A 20056-nucleotide genomic window follows, 5' to 3' on the forward strand; every position below is an offset into this window, starting at 1 on the left:
GTGTACAATTAAATTACGGAAACGATAAATGAAAAACTTTTAATAAAAAAGAAGAGAGGTTTATACATGAAAGCTTTATATGAAACAACAGTCGTTAACACAGGTGGAAGAACAGGAGAAGTTCATTCTTTAGATAACATCTTTAATTTGGATGTTGCAACACCTCCAGCGCTTGGTGGAGAAGCAACAACAGCAACAAACCCAGAGCAGCTATTTGCAGCTGGATACAGTGCTTGTTTCAACAGTGCGTTAGAATTTATGTTGAAAAAACACAGCGTAGAAATCAAAAGCAGTGAAGTAAAAGCTACGGTTCAGCTGCTTCCAGATAAAGCTGATCAAGGAGTAAAAATTGGAGTAGCGCTTGAAGCTCATATCGAAGGACTAGATTTAGAAACAGCGAAAAAATATGTAGACCTAGCTCACTCATACTGCCCGTATTCAAAAGCAATCAGCGGTAACGTAGACGTCACAGTAGAAGTAGTTTAATTGCTTTAAAAATCCTGCTAAGCATATAAAGCTTAGCGGGATTTTTTTATTTGAATTTTCTCTATTCATTTGTAAGCAGTACTAGTATAATGAGGAAGAAAATGAAATCATTCGCACAGTTTAGGTGCTCTTACATAGCGTAAGAGGTAACAGGGAATCGAGTGCAAATCTCGAGCGGTCCAGCCACTGTAAGCAGGGAGTTTTCTATCATATCGTCACTCAAAATGGGGAAGGCGGTAGAAAATGATGATCTCAAGCCAGGAGACCTACCTATTCTGTACACTTGACTCTTCTAGGAAAGAGGCGGTGTATCAAGGTACGCAGTGAGCAATTGCTGTTTATTTTCATATACCGACACATCCTCAATTTCTATAGAATTGAGGCTTTTTTACGTTTTATTTTAAAAAAAGGAGTGTAGGAAATGGAAGGTTTATCAGTTTTTTTACTTGTCTTTTTATTAGGAATCAGACACGGATTGGATGCCGATCACTTGGCTTTTATCGACGGCCAGACCCGATATAATTGGCGAATGGGCAGCCGTTTTGCCCCGTGGGTCGGAACACTGTTTTCACTAGGTCACGGAGGAATTGTGGCCGTCACGGCTGGGGTGCTGGGCGTGGTGATGAAAAATTTTACGTTTCCATCGTATTTCGATCATTTTGCATCTTGGGTATCAATTATCTCGCTTTTTCTAATTGGGACATTAAACGCATATCATTTGCTTCGAACCAAAAATAAAGAGGAAGAGTTTCAGCTGAGCGGATTAAAAGGGAAGTTTATGCCGAAAATCGCAAAAGGAACAACTAATCCTTTCCTAATTATTCTTGTAGGAGCGTTGTTTGCTTTAGCAGCCGAAACGGTCAGTCAAACGGCCGTGTGGTCTCTAGCTGTAGGGAACACAGGCAAGTATACGCCGCTTTTATTAGGGCTAGTATTTATGTTTGGCATGATGCTGACAGATACAATCGATTCAATGATTGTACATAAAATGGTGAATGAATCGAGTAAATTTGGACAATCTGCTTCCCGCTTGATGGGCTGGGTTATTGTTATTCTCGCATATGGTGTGTCATTCTACTTAGCGTTCACTTTCTTTAATCCGTGGGCCGAAGTGAATTTTGAAATGGTTGGCGTTATTCTGTTTATTTTCTTAGTGTCTATGTTTGTTTTTGTGAGTGTGAAATCAAAAGGGAAAAATATCAAAATAAATGTCAATTAATAAAATGAAAGCTTTAATCTGTTGAAGATTGAAGCTTTTTTGTATGAATTTGTTGAAGTTTATGGCTATTTTCGGTCGGTTATGAATAAGTTAAAGTATTATCTGTATTTTAAGGATGGAAAATTGTCTGAAAACCATTATAATTAAGGATAATTTAAGATCGTTATGTGAAACGTAGAACATACTCATACGTACGATAAATAAAATTAGTGAATGCAGGCAGCAGGGGTTGTTTGGAGGAGGAATTGATTTGAGTCAGGTAATGGTAGAACAAAGTGTATTTAGTTATTTAAAAGAACATGAACAAGAGATGCTTGAAGATTTAGTTGGATTTGTGAAAAAAGAATCACCATCCTATAGTAAAGAGTTAGTGGATCAGTGTGGAATGTATTTAACGCAGCTGTTTCAAAAGCGTCTAGGCGTAGGGCACGAAGTCATAGAAGAAAAAGAAGTAGGAAACCACTTGAAATTTACGATTGGAGAAGGAGAAAAGCAGCTTTTAATCATTGGTCACTTTGACACGGTATGGGAAAAGGGAAGGCTGAGCTTAAGAACAGAGGGAAACAAGCTGTACGGTCCGGGAATTTTAGACATGAAAGGTGGCATTGTGCAATCTATATGGGCGATTAAAGCGATTCAAGAGCTCGGCTTAGCGCTGGATAAAAAAATTGTGTTTTTCTGCAATTCAGATGAAGAGATTGGGTCGATTTCTTCTAAAAAATATATTGAAGAAGAAGCACAAAGAAGTGAAGCAGTGCTAGTAGCAGAACCTGCGGTCGCGGGTTCTGGCGCGTTAAAAACGTCGCGCAAAGGAGCGGGAATTTTCACCGTAAAAGTATGGGGACGAGCAGCACATGCGGGTAATCACCACAAAGAAGGAATCAATGCTATTGAAGAGCTGGCGCGCCAAGTGATTTTCCTTCAAGGTTTAACAGATTACGAAAAAGGTACAACGGTGAACGTTGGGACATTTACGGGAGGCAGCGGTACAAATGTAGTGCCGGAATATGCAGAAGCGCACGTGGATTTACGTGTTTCTACAGAAGAAGAAGCTAAACGCATGACGGATATTATTTTGAATTTAACCCCCATTTTAAAAGGGATTAAGCTAGAAGTAACGGGAGGCATGAACCGTCCTCCGATGGTCAAGTCTAAACAAACGGAAGAGTTATTTGAATGCGCTCAGTCAATCGCGGCCAAACTGGGAATGAAATTAGAAGAAGCAGCTGTTGGAGGCGGAAGCGATGGCAATTTTACAGCGGCCATTGGCGTTCCCACACTAGATGGATTGGGAGCATGCGGAAAAGGAATACATGCGGAATATGAACATATCCAAATTGATACGTTGTCCGAGCGTTCTTCTTTATTTGCGAATTTGTTGTTGCAAATATAAAAATCCCCGCCTCAAAAGGCGGGGATTAAGTTAGAAGCTTATATTGGGAGAGTATAAGCTTTTTTTTATTTACTGCTTTCTTCTTGAAGAGAAAAGGCAGTTTCTTTCTTTTTGAATACCACTTGATCAAGAGCAAGGAATTGGCTTCCTGCAAGAAACAAGTGAGCAGACATTGCAATTAAGGCGATATCAAACTCAAATCCGCCTACAAATCCGCTTTTAAGCTTTGCTGTGAAAATAGCGCCAAGCATAATCGCTACAAATAAAGCAGCTACGACTCTTGTTGCTAGACCAAGAATAATAAGAACCCCACCTACAAGTTCAATCGTTGCAACAATGTATGCCATGAAACCAGGGATTCCTAGGCTATCAAAGAACCCTACTGTATTTTCAATCCCGCCTTGCCATTTTTGAAGACCGTGTACTAAAAATGTAAAACCTAATACTAAACGAATAATAAGTGAACCAATTTCGACGTTTTTATTCACTTTACTTCCTCCTTTAAGTGTATTTGAAAAACACTACATTATGTAGTGTGAAAGCCCGAAAAAAGAAATATAGCAATCAAATCAGAAAGTCTTTCTGATTTGGATAATTTTTCAACATTATGAACATCACACTACACATTGTAGTGTGATGTTCGTCCTTAGTCAAGTGAAAATATGAAATTAGACCATTTGGCATACAAAAGCTTCCTAATGAGCACTTGAAAACTCCTTTAATTATGTACAAGTCAGTCCCTTATTTTCAATCTCATTCTCCAACATGCTATACTGATGGCGGAGGTGTTACGATGCGTTTAGAAAATAAAAGGGTTATTGCGCTTGTTAGTGCAGACTTTGAAGATCTAGAACTATGGTATCCAGTGATGCGTCTTCGAGAAGAAGGAGCAGAAGTACATTTAGTTGGAGAAAAAGCAAATGAAACGTACATGGGGAAATACGGTGTTCCAGCCGTATCGGACTATTCATTTAAAGATGTAGATCCAGCTGAATATGACGCTATTTTAGTACCTGGAGGCTGGGCGCCAGATAAACTGCGCCGCTACCCTGAAGTGATTGAAATGGTTCGTCATATGGATGAACAGCAAAAGCCAATCGGCCAAATCTGTCATGCAGGATGGGTATTAATCTCTGCAAAAATCTTAGATGGCCGAAACGTAACAAGTACGCCAGGAATCAAAGATGATATGGAAAATGCCGGAGCCATTTGGCATGATGAAGCAGTCGTAATCGACGGACACGTCATCTCAAGCCGCCGTCCGCCAGACCTTCCTCCTTATGCAAAAGCATTTGCTGATGTACTAGCAGAGCAATAAGCAAAAAGCCGAAACCACACTGGTTTCGGCTTTTTTTGTAAGGTGTTTCCAACTTGAGGGGTGTCGGGTATATGAGACTAAAGGTTATGAAAAAAATTACATTGATTTGAATAAATCATATACAAATAGTGTAAAAGACCGTAGGGATGACCTATTTATTGGTAAAGAATAGGTCGCGTATGATGGAAGGTGGATCAATTTATTAGGCAGTAGCTTCAAAGAAAGGGAGGGATACTGGTGAGTGAATTATGGGGGCGCTACGGAAAAATTGCTTGTATAATCTTTTATATTTTTGCGCTTGTGATGCAAATGACAACAACATTTTTAATTTGGAACGGTCGGAGTCTATTCTGGATTATGATTATTGTACAGTTTTTAATTACAACTGCGCTTATATTTATTGCGTATAAAGTAGCTAACCGGGTGTTATTAAAGTAATGGAAAAGGGGGAGATACGTATTGGATGTCATGTTAACATTCTATAACACAACGTTGAGTAATGAAAAAGAAAATTTAAAACGCCTACAAAGTTGTAGAAAAAGCTTAGAGGAATATGAAAAAGAATTTGCTGATAAAAAACGTTTAGTTAAGCATCCAGCTAGCTCACCAGACAGTTTTAAAGGCAATAAAGCAACTACTTTTTATACTTTAAGAGATCACGATATACAAGAAAAGTACCAAAATATACTTACAACTCAATTTACCCAAATTTTTGAGGAAATTGATACAAAGATAGAGTCTATTCAAAGCTCCATTCAAGCAACTCAGCAGCTAATTATAAAACATGAAGAAGCTCTTGAAAAAGAAAAAAATAATAAGGAAGGAGCCTATTGATGGGAAAAGAAATTTTAATGAAGTACTCTGAAATTGATACTGCGCTTTCACAGCTTCAATTATCTGCTCAAGCTTTAGATCCCTCATTTCCTCAAGATATGAAGGGGCTTAATGTCCTAGACACAATGGATAGGTTAAGCGATATTAACACTAAATTAGAGGCGCTTCTTAAGTCTTATCAGGCCTTACTAATAAAGAGCGAACAAATGGCTGGAAATTCAGTAGAATTAATGAAGGAAGCTGATCAAAAGCTTTCAACTGTATTTACTTCTATCTTAAAATAAAAGGAGTGTATGCCATGGCAAAAGTGTTAGATGCTCATGCTTTTCATGAAGCAATTTTAAATACAAAAAAAAATATAGCAGTTCAACAAAAGATGGTGAGCCAGATAGGGAATAGCGTTGATGGAATTATTGCTCTCGAATCTTCATTTAAAGGTGAGGGAGGAGAAAAAATTCGTCAATTCTATCAAGAATGTCACAAGCCTTTTCTTATGTTCTATACCATATAGCATATCGTCCTTATCTGAAAAATTATTATATGGACAATTAATTGGAGGAAAAGCCGGTGCTGTTGTATCAAAAAGTTCTTTTTCACACGAAAAATCTCCAATTGGTGTAGATATAACAGAAGGTGTAGCTGAAGCTAGTGCTGCTTATGAGAATTATGGGATATCAGCTGGAGCAGAGGCAACTGCTGCAAAAATTGAAGTGAAAGTTGAACCATTAAATTGGTTGGGATATGAGCCCTTAGAAGAATGGTTTGGTATTAAATACGATCCTTATGTACGTGGAGATATTTTATTAGGAAGTGCATCTATAGCAGGAAGTTTAAGCCCTGAGGAAACAGGTGCTCAAGTCTCGTTTGGTGTAGGAACGGGAGTTCATTTTGGTTTTGAAAAAGATGAATAATTTTAAGGGGAATATATGGATACGAAAACATATTTTAACAGAAGTTTAAGAATTGGGTTGTTGTTATATGCAGTTATCATGTCTGTAGCCGGAACTGTCGTTATGGTATGCTTAATGTTTTTTGCTGCTGATTATCCAGGTTTAAGTTTTGCACCTATATACTTAGGTGTAGGCGGTTTTTTCTATGGTACATCAGCCATTTCCTTGTTTATCAGAGCAAAAGCTACTAAAAGAATTGGAAAGGACGAGGTCAAATGAATAATTTAAATAAAAATACACTTGTACCTATTGGAAGTGTTGTGAAGTTATATAATGTGCGTAAGTTGGTAATGGTGTATGGAAGAAATCAAAAGCAGACTTCATCAGAAGAAATTTTTGACTATGTGGCAGTACCTTATCCTGAAGGTAACATTACAGATGAGTATAATGTGTTTTTTAATCGAAATATGATTGAAACTATTGAACATGTTGGAATGCAGTCTGAAACTGAATTAAAAATGAGAGAAAAAATCGAGAGCGATATTATGACTAGAGTAGAGGAAGAAAATAGTGATGAAAAAAATTAAATTAATTTTATGTGTTACAGCGATAGTCTTCTTGGCGTTAGCAGGATGTTCGACAAACACTTCTAGTGAGAATAAAAACGATGAAGAGAAGAAGACAGAGGAAAAAACGAATATTCAAAAAGAAAATACGTCTCAACCTACCAAGAAGAATGTGGACGTAGACACTTCTAAATTGTTACCAATTGGAACAGTTGTCAAGCTGAAGAATGTAGAGAAGCTAGTGATGATTTATGGACAAAATCAAAAGCAAGAGTCAAGTCAGAAAATCTTTGATTATGTATCAGTACCTTATCCTGAAGGTAATATTTCTAGTGATTACAATGTGTTTTTTGATCGAAGCCGTATTGAAAAAGTACTATATAAAGGCTACGATACTCCTGAAGGAGAAAAATTTCTAGAGGAGCAAGATAAACAATCGTCTTCTAAAGGAATGTAAAAAGAAATTTAGTCATGATAAAAGAGGGTGAACATTTTTTGTCTAGTCAGTTCGAAACCAAAAAAGTGATTGCAAAATTATTATTTGTAGTTGCATTATTAATTTTAATATTTAGTACTGTTTCAACTGTTTTATTATACATAAAGGAAACTGCATTGGGAAATCCATTTTCTCCTTGGGCTATTGTTGTCATTTTAGTTCCTTTCTATTTCATATCTTTTATTTTTTTGTTTATAAGAAACAGGTTACTAAAAAATAAAGTGAGAAATTAATATATTAAATTAAGGCGAGCATATCACTGCTCGCTTTAATTTATTTAATTACGTGATGTATAAAAAATATGCCAGAGGCTTTTATATGATTACTAATAAAAAGGATTTGAATAGAGTATAATGAAAAATTATCATTAAAAAAGCGAGCAGATGCATCTGCTCGCTTTTGTTCGTGTTTCTTATCAGTAACTTGCTTTTTGCAAGTGTAAAAACAAAATGATTACTTTCTTTATAAAATCCATGATTTTGGGTTTTGTATGTTTCGTTGTTGTTAGGGCACAATTAGCATTGATTGTGCTTGCATGGATTTCATCCATTGCCGCGGTTTGTTTTTCCACATGATCGATTAACCTAAACGACGCAAGCCCTACCTCTCTTGCATCCTTACGGCTCCGAAGCCGATCCAGTGTGAATAAGTTTTGTTCAAAGACATGTGTCGAATGCCAGTATTTTTACCTTGCATTGTACGATACATCCTTTCAAGTTACTTTCACTATGTCTAGCTATTAAAGAAAAGCCGGAAATATAAATATAACACCCCGGTTGATCTATGTCAAATAGAAAATATAATTTTTTTCACGTGAAACAATTGCAGCTAAAACACGGTTAAGTAAAGGGATATCTTTTTTATATAGAAGAGTTTTTTGATACGATAAGTTAGAGGGGGGATTAAAAATGAACAAGAATGAACAGTTTCGAAATGACGTATTGAGCAGTGTAGAATCATTATCGTATGAACAATTAAATCAGCAGCCAGCATCTAATACATGGAGTGTTATGCAAGTATTAGAACATTTATATTTGATGGAGCGCATGATTGTTTCACGTATAAAAGATCAGTTAGAAAATGGTGTAGATCAGCCGACTGAAGAAAAGCCATTTCATTTAGCAGTAGACCGTTCACGAAAATTAGATGCACCAGCACAGGTTACACCGTCTAATGAAAAGCAGAAGCTAGAAGAAATGAAAAGTAAGCTGGCAGAATCAAGAGCGGCTTTAGTAGAGCTAGAAAAAACAGCAAGTGAAGATAAGCTAAAACAAAAGTCGTTTCCACATCCTGTATTTGGATTAATGGATTTAAAGCAATGGATTGACTTTATTGGTTATCACGAAAAGCGCCATCAAGAACAAATAGAAGAAATCAAAACAGCAATTGGTGCATAAAAAAACAGGCAGTCCGCCTGTTTTTTTATTTTTGGACCAAAATAGGATAGTCCGCCATCATCCAAATACCAACACTGTATGTTTGGGGATTATGGTTCCCTACGGTAGAACCTGTTTGAATCGTAAACGAGAGTTGAAGAGGGTCTTGATCGTAATAAATTATTTGCTTGGTGGAAGGGGAATAAAGTCGCTTCGGAGGGATTTTAGGAACCGTATCCGTCGTGTTAACAAAACAGCGGCTATTTGAAACAAGATTTGTGTATGTTTGAACGAATTGAGGATCACCTACTCGAGGAGCTCCATAGTTGTACATTGTAACCTCTGGAAAAGATGCGTTTGTGGCGACGTCTAAGGCATGAAGAATAGCAAGTGCACCACCTAAGCTATGCCCCGTTATATAAAGCGGCTTGGGGGGAAGCGATTGATACGTTTCAAAAATTTCATCACGGCATGATTCGTAAACCGCTAAAAAACCTTCATGGACGAGACCAGCTTGTTGATTGTATGGGTAAGGGCACTGCCTAATGCGGGCATCAGCAATCCAGTCTGCCTCGGATTGAGTTCCTCGAAAGGCAATCACAATGGATTCATCGGATTCTAAAATAAAACCAAACCACTCTTGCACCCCTACGGCAGAAGCTTTAAACGATTTAACAAGCCTATAGCTTTCAGGTACATCAAATGTGCCTCCCTGTGCGTATTGCTTATAAGCTAAGACGCACGCATAAAGAAGGTTTAAAGCTAAAGGACGATCAAATAAAGGCTCTATTCTCATCATTGTTTTTCACACCTTCTAATAGAAAATAACTCCTATAGCCTATGTGTTCGTGAGAAAAAAGTGCAGGTATTTCTCTATATATAATTGTGGAATGTGCATAGCTTATCGTTAAATGAGTTTGAAGGTTTTCTAAATGTTTTTATATATTTTGACCAAAAATAAGAAGGTAGGAAAACAAGTCTTAAAAACTAGCTTTTAAAAAATGAATGAATATACTATAATTTGTTTAAATATTTAAAAGGGGAGTACGACTAATGAAACAACTAATAAATGAAACAATTAATAAATTACAGGATACATTTTACGATGTAAGCAAATATATTGGACAAAACCCTGAGCTTGGCCACGAAGAATTCAAAGCGTGCAAAGCATTAACGGATGTTTTAAAAGAACAAAGGTTCACAGTTGAAATGGGCACATGTGACTTGCCAACGGCTTTTACTGCTGTTTATGACAGTCAAAAGCCAGGTCCATCGATTGGATTCATGGCTGAGTACGATGCACTGCCGGATCTCGGACATGCATGCGGACATAACTTAATTGGAACAATGTCAATCGCAGCTGGTATCGGTCTTAGTAAAGCAGTAGCAGAAACAGGCGGTAAAATATACGTATACGGCACGCCTGCAGAGGAAACACGGGGCGGCAAAGTAACGATGGCTGAACAAGGTATTTTTAATCATTTAGACGTAGCGATGATGGTGCATCCTTATTACTGTCACCAAAAAAGCGGGCGTTCTCTTGCGATGGATGCCATTCAGTTTGAGTTTTTCGGGAAATCTGCGCACGCAGCTGCTGCTCCTCATGAAGGAATCAACGCGTTAGACGGCGTATTACAAACGTTCAACAGTATTAATGCGCTTCGCCAGCATGTGAAGCCAGATGTACGCATCCATGGAGTGATTACAGAGGGAGGCAAGGCAGCCAACGTTGTACCTGATTATGCAGTAGCGCAATTTTATGTCCGCGCCTCAACTCGTGCATATGTAGATGAAGTGACAGATAAGGTGAAGGCTTGTGCAAATAGTGCTGCTCTAGCAACAGGAACAGAATTAAAAATCTCAAACTATGAGTTTTCTTATGATGATATGCAAACGAATCAAACATTATCTGATGTCTATACAAAAAATCTAATCTCATTAGGCGTGAGTGAACAAAGCATTACAGAAGACCAAGGCGATCATGGATCTTTAGATATGGGGAATGTAAGCCAAGTTGTTCCGGCTATTCATCCGTATATTCAAATTTGTGATGATTATTTTGTTTGTCATACGCACGAATTTAGAGAAGCAGCTTTAAGTGAGCAGGGAAGAGAAGCAATGATACTCGGTGCAAAAACAATGGCATTAACAGGGTATGATGTATTAACAAATCAAACGTTGCTTCAAAAAATCAAAGAAGAATTTAGTGCTATAAAGTAAGGGGTAATGATAAAGCCATACTAAATAATACGCTTGCAGCCGCAAGCGTATTATTTAGTATGAGGAATGGGACTGAATGCTTCGAAAAATTTGACCGTGGCGCTGTTCATCGCTTGCGGCTCGAAAAATGCGGCTTTGAATCCGAGCATTTGTGATTCTTCCAGCGATTGATTGATAAAATGGAACGGTTTCTACCTCGTCTTTAATGGATTCAGAGATCCCTTCTTGAAAAGTATTTGGCAGTTTTATATTTAATGAAATTTGTGGATAGCTACTCGATAAATCACAATAGGCTTTAGAAAACCAGTCAAAGTGTTTAATTTCATCCTGCCGAATACCTAATATAGCTTGTCGAAATTGATTATTAGGAGCCAGCTCTGCTAGGCGTGTATAGTAGTGAATAGCAGAAAACTCATCGTTTACAGCTTTATTTATATCTCTTAAAAGCTGTTCGTTTTGTCTTGTATCATCTTCCCAATATTCTTCGTGCTAGGAGTAAAATTCATACATATGGATAAACCTCCTCACCGTTTTGTTATCTTGTAGTCACCATCATCGTATGTATAGACAAGAAAAGGCGTACATTAAAAGAAAAAAGTTTAACAAAATGGTAAAGAGGGTACGTGCAGAGAATAGTATCAAAAAAGACAGAGGTTATCTTATGATTAAAATTGTAGCTAAAACCAAAGAAGGGGCTATTAAAGAAGTAGAAATGAATGAGATTCGTTCAAGCCATGACTTTCAATGGTATTGGGTTGATTTTTACAACCCTACCGATGAAGAAAAAAAGCAACTTGAACAATTCAATTTTCATCCCTTAGCAGTTGAAGACTGTTTAAATCAAGGTCAGCGGGCTAAATTCGAGTTGTATGACGAGCATTATTTTTTAGTCTATTATGCACTTCATAAAGAAGAGCTTGAGCACTTAGAAGTGTCTGCTTTTGTAGGGGATAACTTTTTAGTCACTTACCATCTGGATAAGCTAACGAGCGTGGCTAGGGTGTGGGAGCTTATCAAAAAAGACCCTGAGGCTACCGAAGATGGAACGTGGGATATCATGTATGAACTCTTAGATCATACGGTTGATGAATATTTCCCTGTGCTTTATAAATTTGAAGATCACATAGACGACATTGAAGACAATGCAAAAGACGAGCCGATGGACGAATTAATGAGGCAGCTTTATGACATCCGAAGTGATTTGTCACGAATGCGCCGCATTTTGAATCCTATGAGAGATTTAATGTATCGTATTATGTCAACCAATGCGTTAAAAGCAAAAGAGCAGGTTCGCTATTTTAATGATATTTATGATCATTTATTAAATATGATTGAAATTATGCAGGCGAGCAGGGATTTATCAAATGATATCCGAGAAAGTTTTATGTCCATTAACTCGGACCGTATGAATTCAATTATGTTTACGCTAACGCTGATGTCAGCTATTTTCTTACCCTTAACGTTTATTGCTGGCCTTTATGGCATGAACTTTTCATACATGCCGGAACTGACAGGGAAATATAATTATTTTATTATACTAGGCGTGATGATTGGGCTTGTAGGCGTAATGGTATTTGCCTTTTATAAAATGGGATGGTTCAAGTATCGAAAAGGACCTAAACTATAAAGTAGACTGTTAACCTTCCTGTATAAATGTTAATCAACTCAGTAAAAATGAAATTAAATAAGCGAAGATCTTATCTGGCTCTAGATAAGATCTTTTTCTTGTGCTATAAACAAGAAAAGCAGGGAAGCGAGGGAAGAATGTGAAACACGGAAGAATGGGGCTGCGAAGCATCACGGTGCTGCTTGTATGCATGGTGGTGATTCTATCGCTATTGTTAACGGATTTATTAGTTAGCAATTCAATTGGAAAAAATATTCGAGATCAACAGGCTGAAAAAGCTCGGACTATTGCTACGATTATTTCGGAATCAACGAACGTGAAAGAAGGACTAGAGACAAAAACACCTCAGTCAATTCAAGAATTTACTAAACGAATTCGTGAAAAATCAAGCGTCTTGTTTATCGTTGTTATGGATATGAACGGAATTCGTCAATCTCACCCAGATCCTAAAAAGATAGGAAAGAGGTTTGCTGGAGGAGATGAGCAAAAGTCATTGCACGGGAAATCTTATGTATCTGTATCAAAAGGAACGCTTGATAAATCTCTGCGCGCTTTTGCACCTATTTATAATGAAAAAAATCAACAGATTGGCGCAGTAGCTGTTGGAATTTCTTTGAATAATGTAAATGAAGCAATTAGAGATGGGCATCGTCGTATTGTTTTAGGTTCATTAATTGGTTTGCTTGTAGGAGTTCTTGGTGCTATTTTATTAGCGAATTACATAAAGAAAATTTTATTTGGCTTAGAACCTTCCGAAATTGCTAAAATTCTAGAAGAGAGAAGCACAATGCTGCAGTCGGTTCGTGAAGGAGTGATAGCTGTTGATAAAGAAGGTAATATTACACTTGCTAATCGCTCTGCACGTCGCTTATTTGTTAAAGCAGGATTAGCACCAGAGCCAATCGGTTTGTCTATTCGAGAATATATGCCCTCCTCCAGGTTGGATGACGTTTTGTCTACTGGGGAATCTCATTATGATGAAGAGCAAGTCATAAATGGAGTAGCCATTGTGGTTAATAGGGTTCCGCTAGTGGTAAATGAAGAGATTGTAGGGGCACTTTCTACGTTTCGGGATAAAACAGAAGTTAATATCTTAGCAGAACAGCTAACAGGTGTTAAAATGTATGTGGAAGCGCTTCGAGCGCAATCACATGAATTTATGAATAAACTTCATGTGATTTTAGGAATGGTGCAGATGAATTATTATGATGAACTAAAAACGTATATTCATCAGCTTATCAATCACCGTCTCGATGAATCTAGTTCAGTGACTAAATCTATTAAAGATCATGCGTTGGCAGGGTTTCTGATGGGCAAAATGAGTTATGCTAGAGAAGAAAGCGTAGAACTGACGTTTTCTGCTGATGAAGTTATTCCAGAACCTTCAGATCCACACGTTACTCATCATCTTATTACCATTATTGGGAATTTAATTGATAATGCAATTGATTCAGTTTGTCATCAAGCCTCTAAAAAAGTGTCCGTTATGCTTGTGTATAAAAACAATAAACTTACGATTCAAGTTATGGATACAGGCTGCGGCATTCCTTCCGATATAATGAATCAGATTTTCAAGAAAGGCTTTTCTACAAAAGGAACGAGCAGAGGGTTTGGGTTGCATTTAGTGAAGCAAACGATTGATGAACTAGGCGGCCAAATCGTCATTGACTCATTTATAAATAGCGGTACCACATTCTATATTGATATTCCGTACGAAACAAGGAGAGATCAAGTTGATTAAAGTATTAATTGTTGAAGATGACCCAATGGTTGCTCAGTTTAATCAAAAGTACATTGAAGAGATAGAGGGATTTACAGTGGTCGCTGTTGCTCATTCGGGTCATGAAGCCTTGGGGAAGGTAAATGAATATCAAGTTGATTTAGTGCTGCTTGATATCTTTATGCCTGGGCAAAATGGTTTGAGAGTTTTACAAGAGATTCGAACAAAACAAGAGGAAATAGACGTTATTTTTATCACCGCTGCTTCGGATGCCCAAACGATTCAGCAAGCTTTACGCTACGGAGCGATTGATTATCTGATTAAGCCTTTTACGTTTGAACGCTTTTATCAAGCACTTTCGGCTTACAAACAAACATTTCGTACGTTAAAACAGCAACCTCAGCTCAATCAACAGGAATTAGACGGGCTGCTGTCTAATAAAAAAATAAAAGAAGTTCCGGTAGAGCCGTTGCCTAAGGGTCTAACGACAGGAACATTAGAAGTCATCATAGAAGCCATTGAGTATCTTAAAAATCACCCTTTTTCAACTGATGATGTAGCTGAAAAAACGGGAATTTCAAGAGTGTCTATTCGAAAATATTTAAAATTTCTAACAGATATAGGTCTTCTGGGGGAAAGAATGACTTACGGCACAATAGGACGTCCTGTTTATGCGTACTTATATAATGAACAAAACCGTCACTTGCTGCATCATTACCTCATTGACTTTGAAAAGTGAAAGGATTGAGCCGTCAGAGATGTACTCTGCTATTTTGTCGGTGTGAGAATATTTTACTGTAGAGTGCCAGTGCTTTAAGTGGTATGGTTGATAATAACAGAGTAAAAAACAAGTCGTTTGACTGAAAAAGAGGTGTTTTCTTGATTGAAAGCATAGAACGCTTGACTGAACTACTGTTATCAGGGAATCAAGATGAAGCTTGGAATATTGTGTGGAAAAAAAGACAGCAGGGTTTCGATACATTTTATATTTTTCAGCAATTCATTTCAGTGTCAATGGCTCAAATCGGTATGATGTGGGAAGAAGATGAAATTTCAGTGGCTGATGAACATTTAGCTACTACTACCTGTGACTATGTTTTGTCACGCTATCAATTGTGTATAAGACAAGAAGTTATTAAAAATGAAAAAAAGGTCTGTTTTTGTGTATAGAGAATGAACAGCATTTTTTAGATATAAAAATGATTTCCATTCTATTTGAGGAGCACGGATGGCAGACGAAACTTTTAGGAGCAGATTCTCCGCTTTTACATGCAAGGCATACTGTTGAACAATGGAAACCTGATTTAGTAGGAATTTCGTTCAGTTTGACTCATTATATAGAAAAAGCAAACGAATATATAAAAGGATTACAAAAGACAAAACATCAGCCGCTTATTTTAGTTGGAGGCCGAGTTGTTTCAAACTATAAGTTTCCTCTTATTCAAACAAATCAAGTTCGATTTATTGCACAGCTAGAGGAGTTGAAAGAGCTTTTTCATTATCAATCAATTAGGGGGATTAAGGTTGTCGACTATTAAATATGCTCCGCTTCCTGTTTTTATTATGGATGAGGAAATGAATATTCTAGCGCAATCTGATGAAGCAGCTGCTTTATTCGGAGAGGTTCAACATTTTTTAGAAATTGTTGACGAAGATAGTCAGAACAAAGCTAGAAAACGATTAGGGAAGAAGGAGAAAATAAAAACAGAATTAGTCATGCATTCGCGCAAAGCTAAGATGTCTCTTTATACAGTGAATTGCAAATGGGAGCAAGATAAGGCGCATGTAATATGTGTAGAGGAAGATTCTCAAATTAGAATCCTTTCAGAAAAAATCGAACAACATACAGCGCGTTTATCTGAAACAGACTTAGAACTGCTGCTGCAAAAAGAACGATTAGAAAAAGCAATGAACCGAGTTATAGAGCTGTCGGGACCGTTTATTCATTTATCGAACAACATGGTACTTATACCTCTGTTTGGCGATTTATTTGAGGAAGTCATCATGAAAAATGAACATCGGTTGCTCAAACAGATAGATGAAGAAACGGTTGATCGAGTTATCATTGACTTTAATGGAATAGGTCAAATTGATGAACGAGGTGTTGCAGCATTAGAACATTTAATATGGGAATTTCAGCTAATGGGCGTACAGATTTATCTAACAGGTGTGACACCCGATCATAGTCAATGGCTTCATCAGTATCATTTTCAAGCAAATGTAAAATCTATTAGTAACTTAGGTCAGGCCATTCATCAATTTTTTCCCACGGCATGAAATGGCTACGAAAAGTGAACACTTCATATAAAAACAATAAGACAGGGGATCAATACTGATAAACAGGTGATTAAAATTTGGTGAAACACGCGCGCAAAGTAGCTTTAAGAATTTCAATTATATATATTATTATTGGTGCTGTATGGATCTTGATATCTGATAATATATCTAGAACATTAGCGCAAGGTCGTTTTGAAGTATATATTTTTTTTCAACAATACAAAGGTTGGTTTTTTATTTTAGCTACGGGGATTATTTTATATGGGTTGGTATATAGGAGAGCTTATAAACTAGTGGAGTCCCAGCAAGAGCTCGTAGTGAAAGAACACGAACTTCAAACGAGCAATCAGCACTATCAATCTTTATTCAAACATAATCCCGATGGCGTTTTTGAAATAAGTAAAACAGGTGAAGTTCTTCTTGCTAATCCAGAAGGTGAAGCAATCGTTGGATACTCCAGTGAAGAATTGCAAAAGATGAAACCTTCAGCTCTTATCGCAGCTGAAGAGTTTGATATGTGCAAAGATTATTTTAAAGAAGTGCTGAATGGAAAAGGTGCTAAGTTCGAAATGAATGTTATCAATAGAAAGCAAGAAAGACGGTTGCTTAGGTGTTCTTTGCTTCCCATCGTCGTTCATAAGCAGGTGGTAGGTGTATTTATGATTGCACGCGATATTACTACATACCGTCAAGATGAAGAGCTTATGATAACCTCGGAAAAAATGTCGGTTATTGGACAAATGGCAGGTGCCGTAGCACATGAAATTAGAAATCCGCTTACTTCTTTAAAAGGTTTTGTACAGGTTATGCAAGCATCTAAGGAAACAAATGACACATATTTAGATATCATGATGTCTGAAATTGACCGCATCAACTTAATCTCCAGTGAAATGCTCATTCTTGGAAAAAAGCAGCATGTATCTTTTGAAAAGACCCATTTATGCGAGATTTTAAAACAAGTTATTACGCTAATGGAAGCGCAGGCTAATTTAAATAATGTTTCTATTTTATTGAAAGAAAAAGCAAAAAGGCCTATTTATGTTTCGGCTGATGCAAATCAGTTGAAACAAGTGTTCATCAATGTTATCAAAAACGGTGTAGAAGCTATCATTGAGAAAGGTCATATTACAATAATAGTTGAAGAAAAAGATACACGAGCATTGATTCACTTTGAAGACAATGGAGTCGGAATGAGTCAAGAGAGGATTGAACAAGTGGGTACGCCGTTTTATTCTACGAAAGAAGCTGGCACCGGCTTAGGGCTGGCCGTATGTTACAAAATCATGGAGCGTCATCAAGGTACCATGCATTTTAAAAGCGGTAAAGGAAAAGGGACAACGGTTACTATTGATATGCCAATTATAGAACGAAACAGCCGCCTCTCGTAGTTCAGGGAGGCGGCTGTTTTCTTGAAAAAGAGGAAGTAAGTGGCTGAGCCCTTTACGTCTGGATCCATATAGGACATAAAACCTCCTTCTTATACAAGTTTTCGTCCATAATAAAGAGGATCATATTGTTTTCTATAGAAGCAATAGTGTATCATAGTTGAAGCTATGTATATTGATGTAGAAAAGTTAAGGCAACAACCGATTTTTCTACTGATGGATTGACAGGGCCCCTTGAGATAAGAAAGGTTTATTTGTGAATATACGGAAATTGAGGTCGGTATAGATTTAATGCACATGGCCACTGATAAATTCGTTTAATTGAAATGAAAAAATCGTTTATAATATCGAGAAAAGCATGGAAAAGGAGATAGATATGAGTCAGTTTATAGAGACTTTACAGCCTTTTTTACAAGAGGCGTGGAAAAAAGCAGGGTTCAATGAGCCTACTGCCATTCAAACAAAAGCTATTTCAGAGATTTTAGCTAATAAAGATGTAATAGGAGAATCCCCAACGGGAACAGGGAAGACACTGGCATACTTGTTACCTGTCTTACATCGCATTCAGCCGGGACCATCTCATATTCAAGCGGTTATTTTAGCATCTTCCCATGAATTGGTTATGCAAATTCATGGTGAAATTCAAACTTGGTCACAGGGAAGCGGTATTTCAAGCGCGGCGTTTATTGGCGGAGCGAATATGAAACGTCAATTAGAAAAACTCAAAAAACGTCCTAATATCATTGTTGGTACCCCAGGACGTTTGAACGAATTAATTAAAATGAAGAAATTAAAAATGCACGAGGTCAAAACAATTGTGATTGATGAAGCGGATCAATTATTTGTGCCTGAACATGTTCAAACGGTTCAACAGATTGTAAAAATGGCGTTAAGTGATCGTCAAATCCTAGTCTTCTCAGCTACTGTATCAGAACGTACCAAATCGCTAGCGAAAGATATGATGAACCACCCTCTTGAAATAGAGGTAGGAAGAGATGAGCTCCCAGCTTCTAAGGTAGAGCATGTATACATCAAGAGTGAAGCTAGAGATAAAGTGGACGTGCTTAGAAAACTAGTTCGTCAAGAACCAATGAAAGCTTTAGCCTTTTTTAAAGGTATTGATACTCTCATCGAGTTTGAAGAAAAATTAACATTTAAGCATGTAGAAGCAGGCTCTTTACACAGTGAAACGAAAAAAGAAGATCGTGCTACGACGATTAAAGGGTTTCGAAAAGGAGATTTCCCTATCTTATTAGCAACGGATGTCGCAGCTAGAGGATTAGACATTAAGGGATTGACGCATGTGATTCACATCGATGTTCCTCAAGATGTAGATCAATACGTACATCGCTCAGGTAGAACAGGCAGATCGGGAGCAGAAGGTACAGTCATTTCTCTTGTGACTGAACGAGAAGAACGAAATTTAAAACAAATCGCACGTGAACTTCAACTTTCATTAGCGAAAAAAGAGCTTTATATGGGCGAAATCGTCGATGAAGGAACAAAAGAGCAGTCCCGTACAGATAAAAAACCTTCGAAAAAGCCATTTAACAAGAAAAAGAAACAAAAAGGTCGAATGTAAACTAGGTATTCTGCCTTTTTACAACAGCAGTGTCATAACATAAAAAGCAACGTCTACTGCTTTATTCCAGCAGCTTGGCGTTGTTTATTTTCTCTATTTTTCCTGTATAAATAAGTAAAAAAAGAGAAATGTAGATATTTTTTCCTAGGTATGAAAATAGTTTGAATGATGGATTTTGTTTTTTGTAACCTTATTTTAACATTACTTTAAGAGACTTCTAATAAAAGAGGAAGAAGGACGTGGGGACATTTTATGGATGCAATTGATGATCTCTTTGACGACATAGAGCGAAGAAGAAAAAGCAAAGAATATAGTCGAGATGCAGATCAATTAGAATCATATTTACATGAAGTTCAACGTATCATGGAATTTCTTGAAGAGGGTATCTATCTGTTTCAAAATTCGCACCAACAATATGCGTCAGATTGGTCAGGGCGTTCTAAGAGCTCATATGAGGATATTTATAATGATATTACGCAATCTACTTTTCATCTGTACGACGTAAGGGATGAATTGTTTCAAACTTTACGCTTAGAAATTTCACGATTAAGAGAGTTAGCATCGGCGTAATAAATAACATTATCGACTCACTCCTTTAGAAAGTGAGTCTTTCCGTATAGGCTTAAAAAATGTTTGGATGATGACTGAAGGCTTACAAGAGATAGGG

The 20056-nt window shown here is 37.2% G+C and carries 25 protein-coding genes and 1 riboswitch; of the genes, 22 read left to right on the plus strand and 3 right to left on the minus strand.

Annotated features, from left to right (window positions below):
- Positions 1–66: 66 nt before the first annotated feature.
- The 3 genes from M3225_RS23180 (at position 67) to M3225_RS23190 (ending at position 3098) form a co-directional block, all read left to right on the plus strand.
- Positions 67–486 carry an organic hydroperoxide resistance protein gene (locus tag M3225_RS23180; protein ID WP_251398137.1) on the plus strand — a complete coding sequence of 140 codons (420 nt, stop codon included), beginning with the start codon at positions 67–69 and terminating at the stop codon, positions 484–486.
- 105 nt (positions 487–591) lie between these two features.
- Positions 592–774, plus strand: a riboswitch (cobalamin riboswitch).
- A gap of 133 nt (positions 775–907) precedes the next feature.
- The gene (locus M3225_RS23185; protein WP_251398139.1) at positions 908–1705 is read left to right on the plus strand and encodes a HoxN/HupN/NixA family nickel/cobalt transporter; all 798 of its coding nucleotides are present in this window, start codon (positions 908–910) and stop codon (positions 1703–1705) included.
- A 229-nt stretch (positions 1706–1934) separates the two neighbouring features.
- Positions 1935–3098 carry a M20 family metallopeptidase gene (locus tag M3225_RS23190; protein ID WP_251398142.1) on the plus strand — a complete coding sequence of 388 codons (1164 nt, stop codon included), beginning with the start codon at positions 1935–1937 and terminating at the stop codon, positions 3096–3098.
- A gap of 65 nt (positions 3099–3163) precedes the next feature.
- Here the strand turns inward: M3225_RS23190 and M3225_RS23195 are convergent, their stop codons facing one another.
- Positions 3164–3586, minus strand: a complete 423-nt coding sequence (locus M3225_RS23195; protein ID WP_251398145.1) for a DoxX family protein — start codon at positions 3584–3586, stop codon at positions 3164–3166.
- A gap of 305 nt (positions 3587–3891) precedes the next feature.
- Between M3225_RS23195 and M3225_RS23200 the strand changes: the two genes are divergently transcribed.
- The 9 genes from M3225_RS23200 (at position 3892) to M3225_RS23240 (ending at position 8599) form a co-directional block, all read left to right on the plus strand.
- Positions 3892–4416 carry a type 1 glutamine amidotransferase domain-containing protein gene (locus M3225_RS23200; RefSeq protein WP_251398148.1) on the plus strand — a complete coding sequence of 175 codons (525 nt, stop codon included), beginning with the start codon at positions 3892–3894 and terminating at the stop codon, positions 4414–4416.
- 237 nt (positions 4417–4653) lie between these two features.
- Complete coding sequence (locus M3225_RS23205) at positions 4654–4854, plus strand: hypothetical protein (protein WP_251398151.1); 201 nt, start codon at positions 4654–4656, stop codon at positions 4852–4854.
- 30 nt (positions 4855–4884) lie between these two features.
- Positions 4885–5250 carry a YwqH-like family protein gene (locus tag M3225_RS23210; RefSeq protein WP_251398399.1) on the plus strand — a complete coding sequence of 122 codons (366 nt, stop codon included), beginning with the start codon at positions 4885–4887 and terminating at the stop codon, positions 5248–5250.
- On the plus strand, positions 5250–5534 hold the full coding sequence (locus tag M3225_RS23215; RefSeq protein ID WP_251398154.1) for a YwqI/YxiC family protein: 285 nt from the start codon (positions 5250–5252) through the stop codon (positions 5532–5534). Before M3225_RS23210 ends, M3225_RS23215 begins: the two co-directional genes overlap by 1 nt.
- Positions 5535–5548: 14 nt before the next feature.
- A complete protein-coding gene (locus M3225_RS29980) occupies positions 5549–5761 on the plus strand; it encodes a T7SS effector LXG polymorphic toxin (RefSeq protein ID WP_374109850.1) in 213 nt (70 codons plus the stop codon).
- Positions 5762–6176: 415 nt separating this feature from the next.
- Positions 6177–6419 carry a hypothetical protein gene (locus M3225_RS23225; RefSeq protein ID WP_251398159.1) on the plus strand — a complete coding sequence of 81 codons (243 nt, stop codon included), beginning with the start codon at positions 6177–6179 and terminating at the stop codon, positions 6417–6419.
- On the plus strand, positions 6416–6727 hold the full coding sequence (locus tag M3225_RS23230; protein ID WP_251398162.1) for a DUF4176 domain-containing protein: 312 nt from the start codon (positions 6416–6418) through the stop codon (positions 6725–6727). Before M3225_RS23225 ends, M3225_RS23230 begins: the two co-directional genes overlap by 4 nt.
- Complete coding sequence (locus M3225_RS23235; protein ID WP_251398166.1) at positions 6714–7163, plus strand: DUF4176 domain-containing protein; 450 nt, start codon at positions 6714–6716, stop codon at positions 7161–7163. The genes M3225_RS23230 and M3225_RS23235 overlap by 14 nt, the downstream gene beginning before the upstream one ends.
- Positions 7164–8110: 947 nt before the next feature.
- Positions 8111–8599, plus strand: coding sequence for a DinB family protein (locus M3225_RS23240; RefSeq protein ID WP_251398169.1), 489 nt, complete (start codon positions 8111–8113; stop codon positions 8597–8599).
- Positions 8600–8624: 25 nt separating this feature from the next.
- Here the strand turns inward: M3225_RS23240 and M3225_RS23245 are convergent, their stop codons facing one another.
- The gene (locus tag M3225_RS23245; RefSeq protein WP_251398172.1) at positions 8625–9377 is read right to left on the minus strand and encodes a lipase family protein; all 753 of its coding nucleotides are present in this window, start codon (positions 9375–9377) and stop codon (positions 8625–8627) included.
- 254 nt (positions 9378–9631) lie between these two features.
- Between M3225_RS23245 and M3225_RS23250 the strand changes: the two genes are divergently transcribed.
- Positions 9632–10798: a M20 family metallopeptidase gene (locus M3225_RS23250; protein ID WP_251398175.1), complete on the plus strand. Its 1167-nt coding sequence runs from the start codon at positions 9632–9634 to the stop codon at positions 10796–10798.
- Between the two features lie 54 nt (positions 10799–10852).
- Here the strand turns inward: M3225_RS23250 and M3225_RS23255 are convergent, their stop codons facing one another.
- Entirely contained in the window at positions 10853–11233 is a 381-nt protein-coding gene (locus tag M3225_RS23255) for a ferritin-like domain-containing protein (protein WP_308215767.1), read from the minus strand.
- A 226-nt stretch (positions 11234–11459) separates the two neighbouring features.
- Here M3225_RS23255 and corA point away from each other — a divergent pair, with 226 nt between their 5' ends.
- The 9 genes from corA to M3225_RS23300 all read left to right on the plus strand — a co-directional run bounded on the left by corA (position 11460) and on the right by M3225_RS23300 (position 19959).
- On the plus strand, positions 11460–12425 hold the full coding sequence (gene corA, locus M3225_RS23260) for a magnesium/cobalt transporter CorA (RefSeq protein ID WP_251398178.1): 966 nt from the start codon (positions 11460–11462) through the stop codon (positions 12423–12425).
- Positions 12426–12579: 154 nt separating this feature from the next.
- Complete coding sequence (gene dcuS / locus M3225_RS23265; protein ID WP_251398405.1) at positions 12580–14166, plus strand: DcuS/MalK family sensor histidine kinase; 1587 nt, start codon at positions 12580–12582, stop codon at positions 14164–14166.
- A complete protein-coding gene (locus tag M3225_RS23270; RefSeq protein WP_251398181.1) occupies positions 14159–14884 on the plus strand; it encodes a response regulator in 726 nt (241 codons plus the stop codon). Before dcuS ends, M3225_RS23270 begins: the two co-directional genes overlap by 8 nt.
- A 140-nt stretch (positions 14885–15024) precedes the next feature.
- On the plus strand, positions 15025–15315 hold the full coding sequence (locus M3225_RS23275) for a B12-binding domain-containing protein (protein WP_251398184.1): 291 nt from the start codon (positions 15025–15027) through the stop codon (positions 15313–15315).
- On the plus strand, positions 15306–15683 hold the full coding sequence (locus M3225_RS23280) for a cobalamin B12-binding domain-containing protein (RefSeq protein ID WP_251398187.1): 378 nt from the start codon (positions 15306–15308) through the stop codon (positions 15681–15683). Before M3225_RS23275 ends, M3225_RS23280 begins: the two co-directional genes overlap by 10 nt.
- Entirely contained in the window at positions 15670–16422 is a 753-nt protein-coding gene (locus tag M3225_RS23285; protein WP_251398190.1) for an STAS domain-containing protein, read from the plus strand. The genes M3225_RS23280 and M3225_RS23285 overlap by 14 nt, the downstream gene beginning before the upstream one ends.
- 80 nt (positions 16423–16502) lie before the next feature.
- Positions 16503–17810, plus strand: coding sequence for an ATP-binding protein (locus M3225_RS23290; protein WP_251398407.1), 1308 nt, complete (start codon positions 16503–16505; stop codon positions 17808–17810).
- A gap of 373 nt (positions 17811–18183) precedes the next feature.
- The gene (locus M3225_RS23295) at positions 18184–19389 is read left to right on the plus strand and encodes a DEAD/DEAH box helicase (RefSeq protein ID WP_251398193.1); all 1206 of its coding nucleotides are present in this window, start codon (positions 18184–18186) and stop codon (positions 19387–19389) included.
- Positions 19390–19641: 252 nt separating this feature from the next.
- Entirely contained in the window at positions 19642–19959 is a 318-nt protein-coding gene (locus M3225_RS23300; protein ID WP_013055102.1) for a hypothetical protein, read from the plus strand.
- Positions 19960–20056: the final 97 nt, after the last annotated feature.

Origin of the sequence: Priestia aryabhattai, from assembly GCF_023715685.1 — a bacterium.
GTDB classification, from domain to species: domain Bacteria; phylum Bacillota; class Bacilli; order Bacillales; family Bacillaceae_H; genus Priestia; species Priestia aryabhattai_B.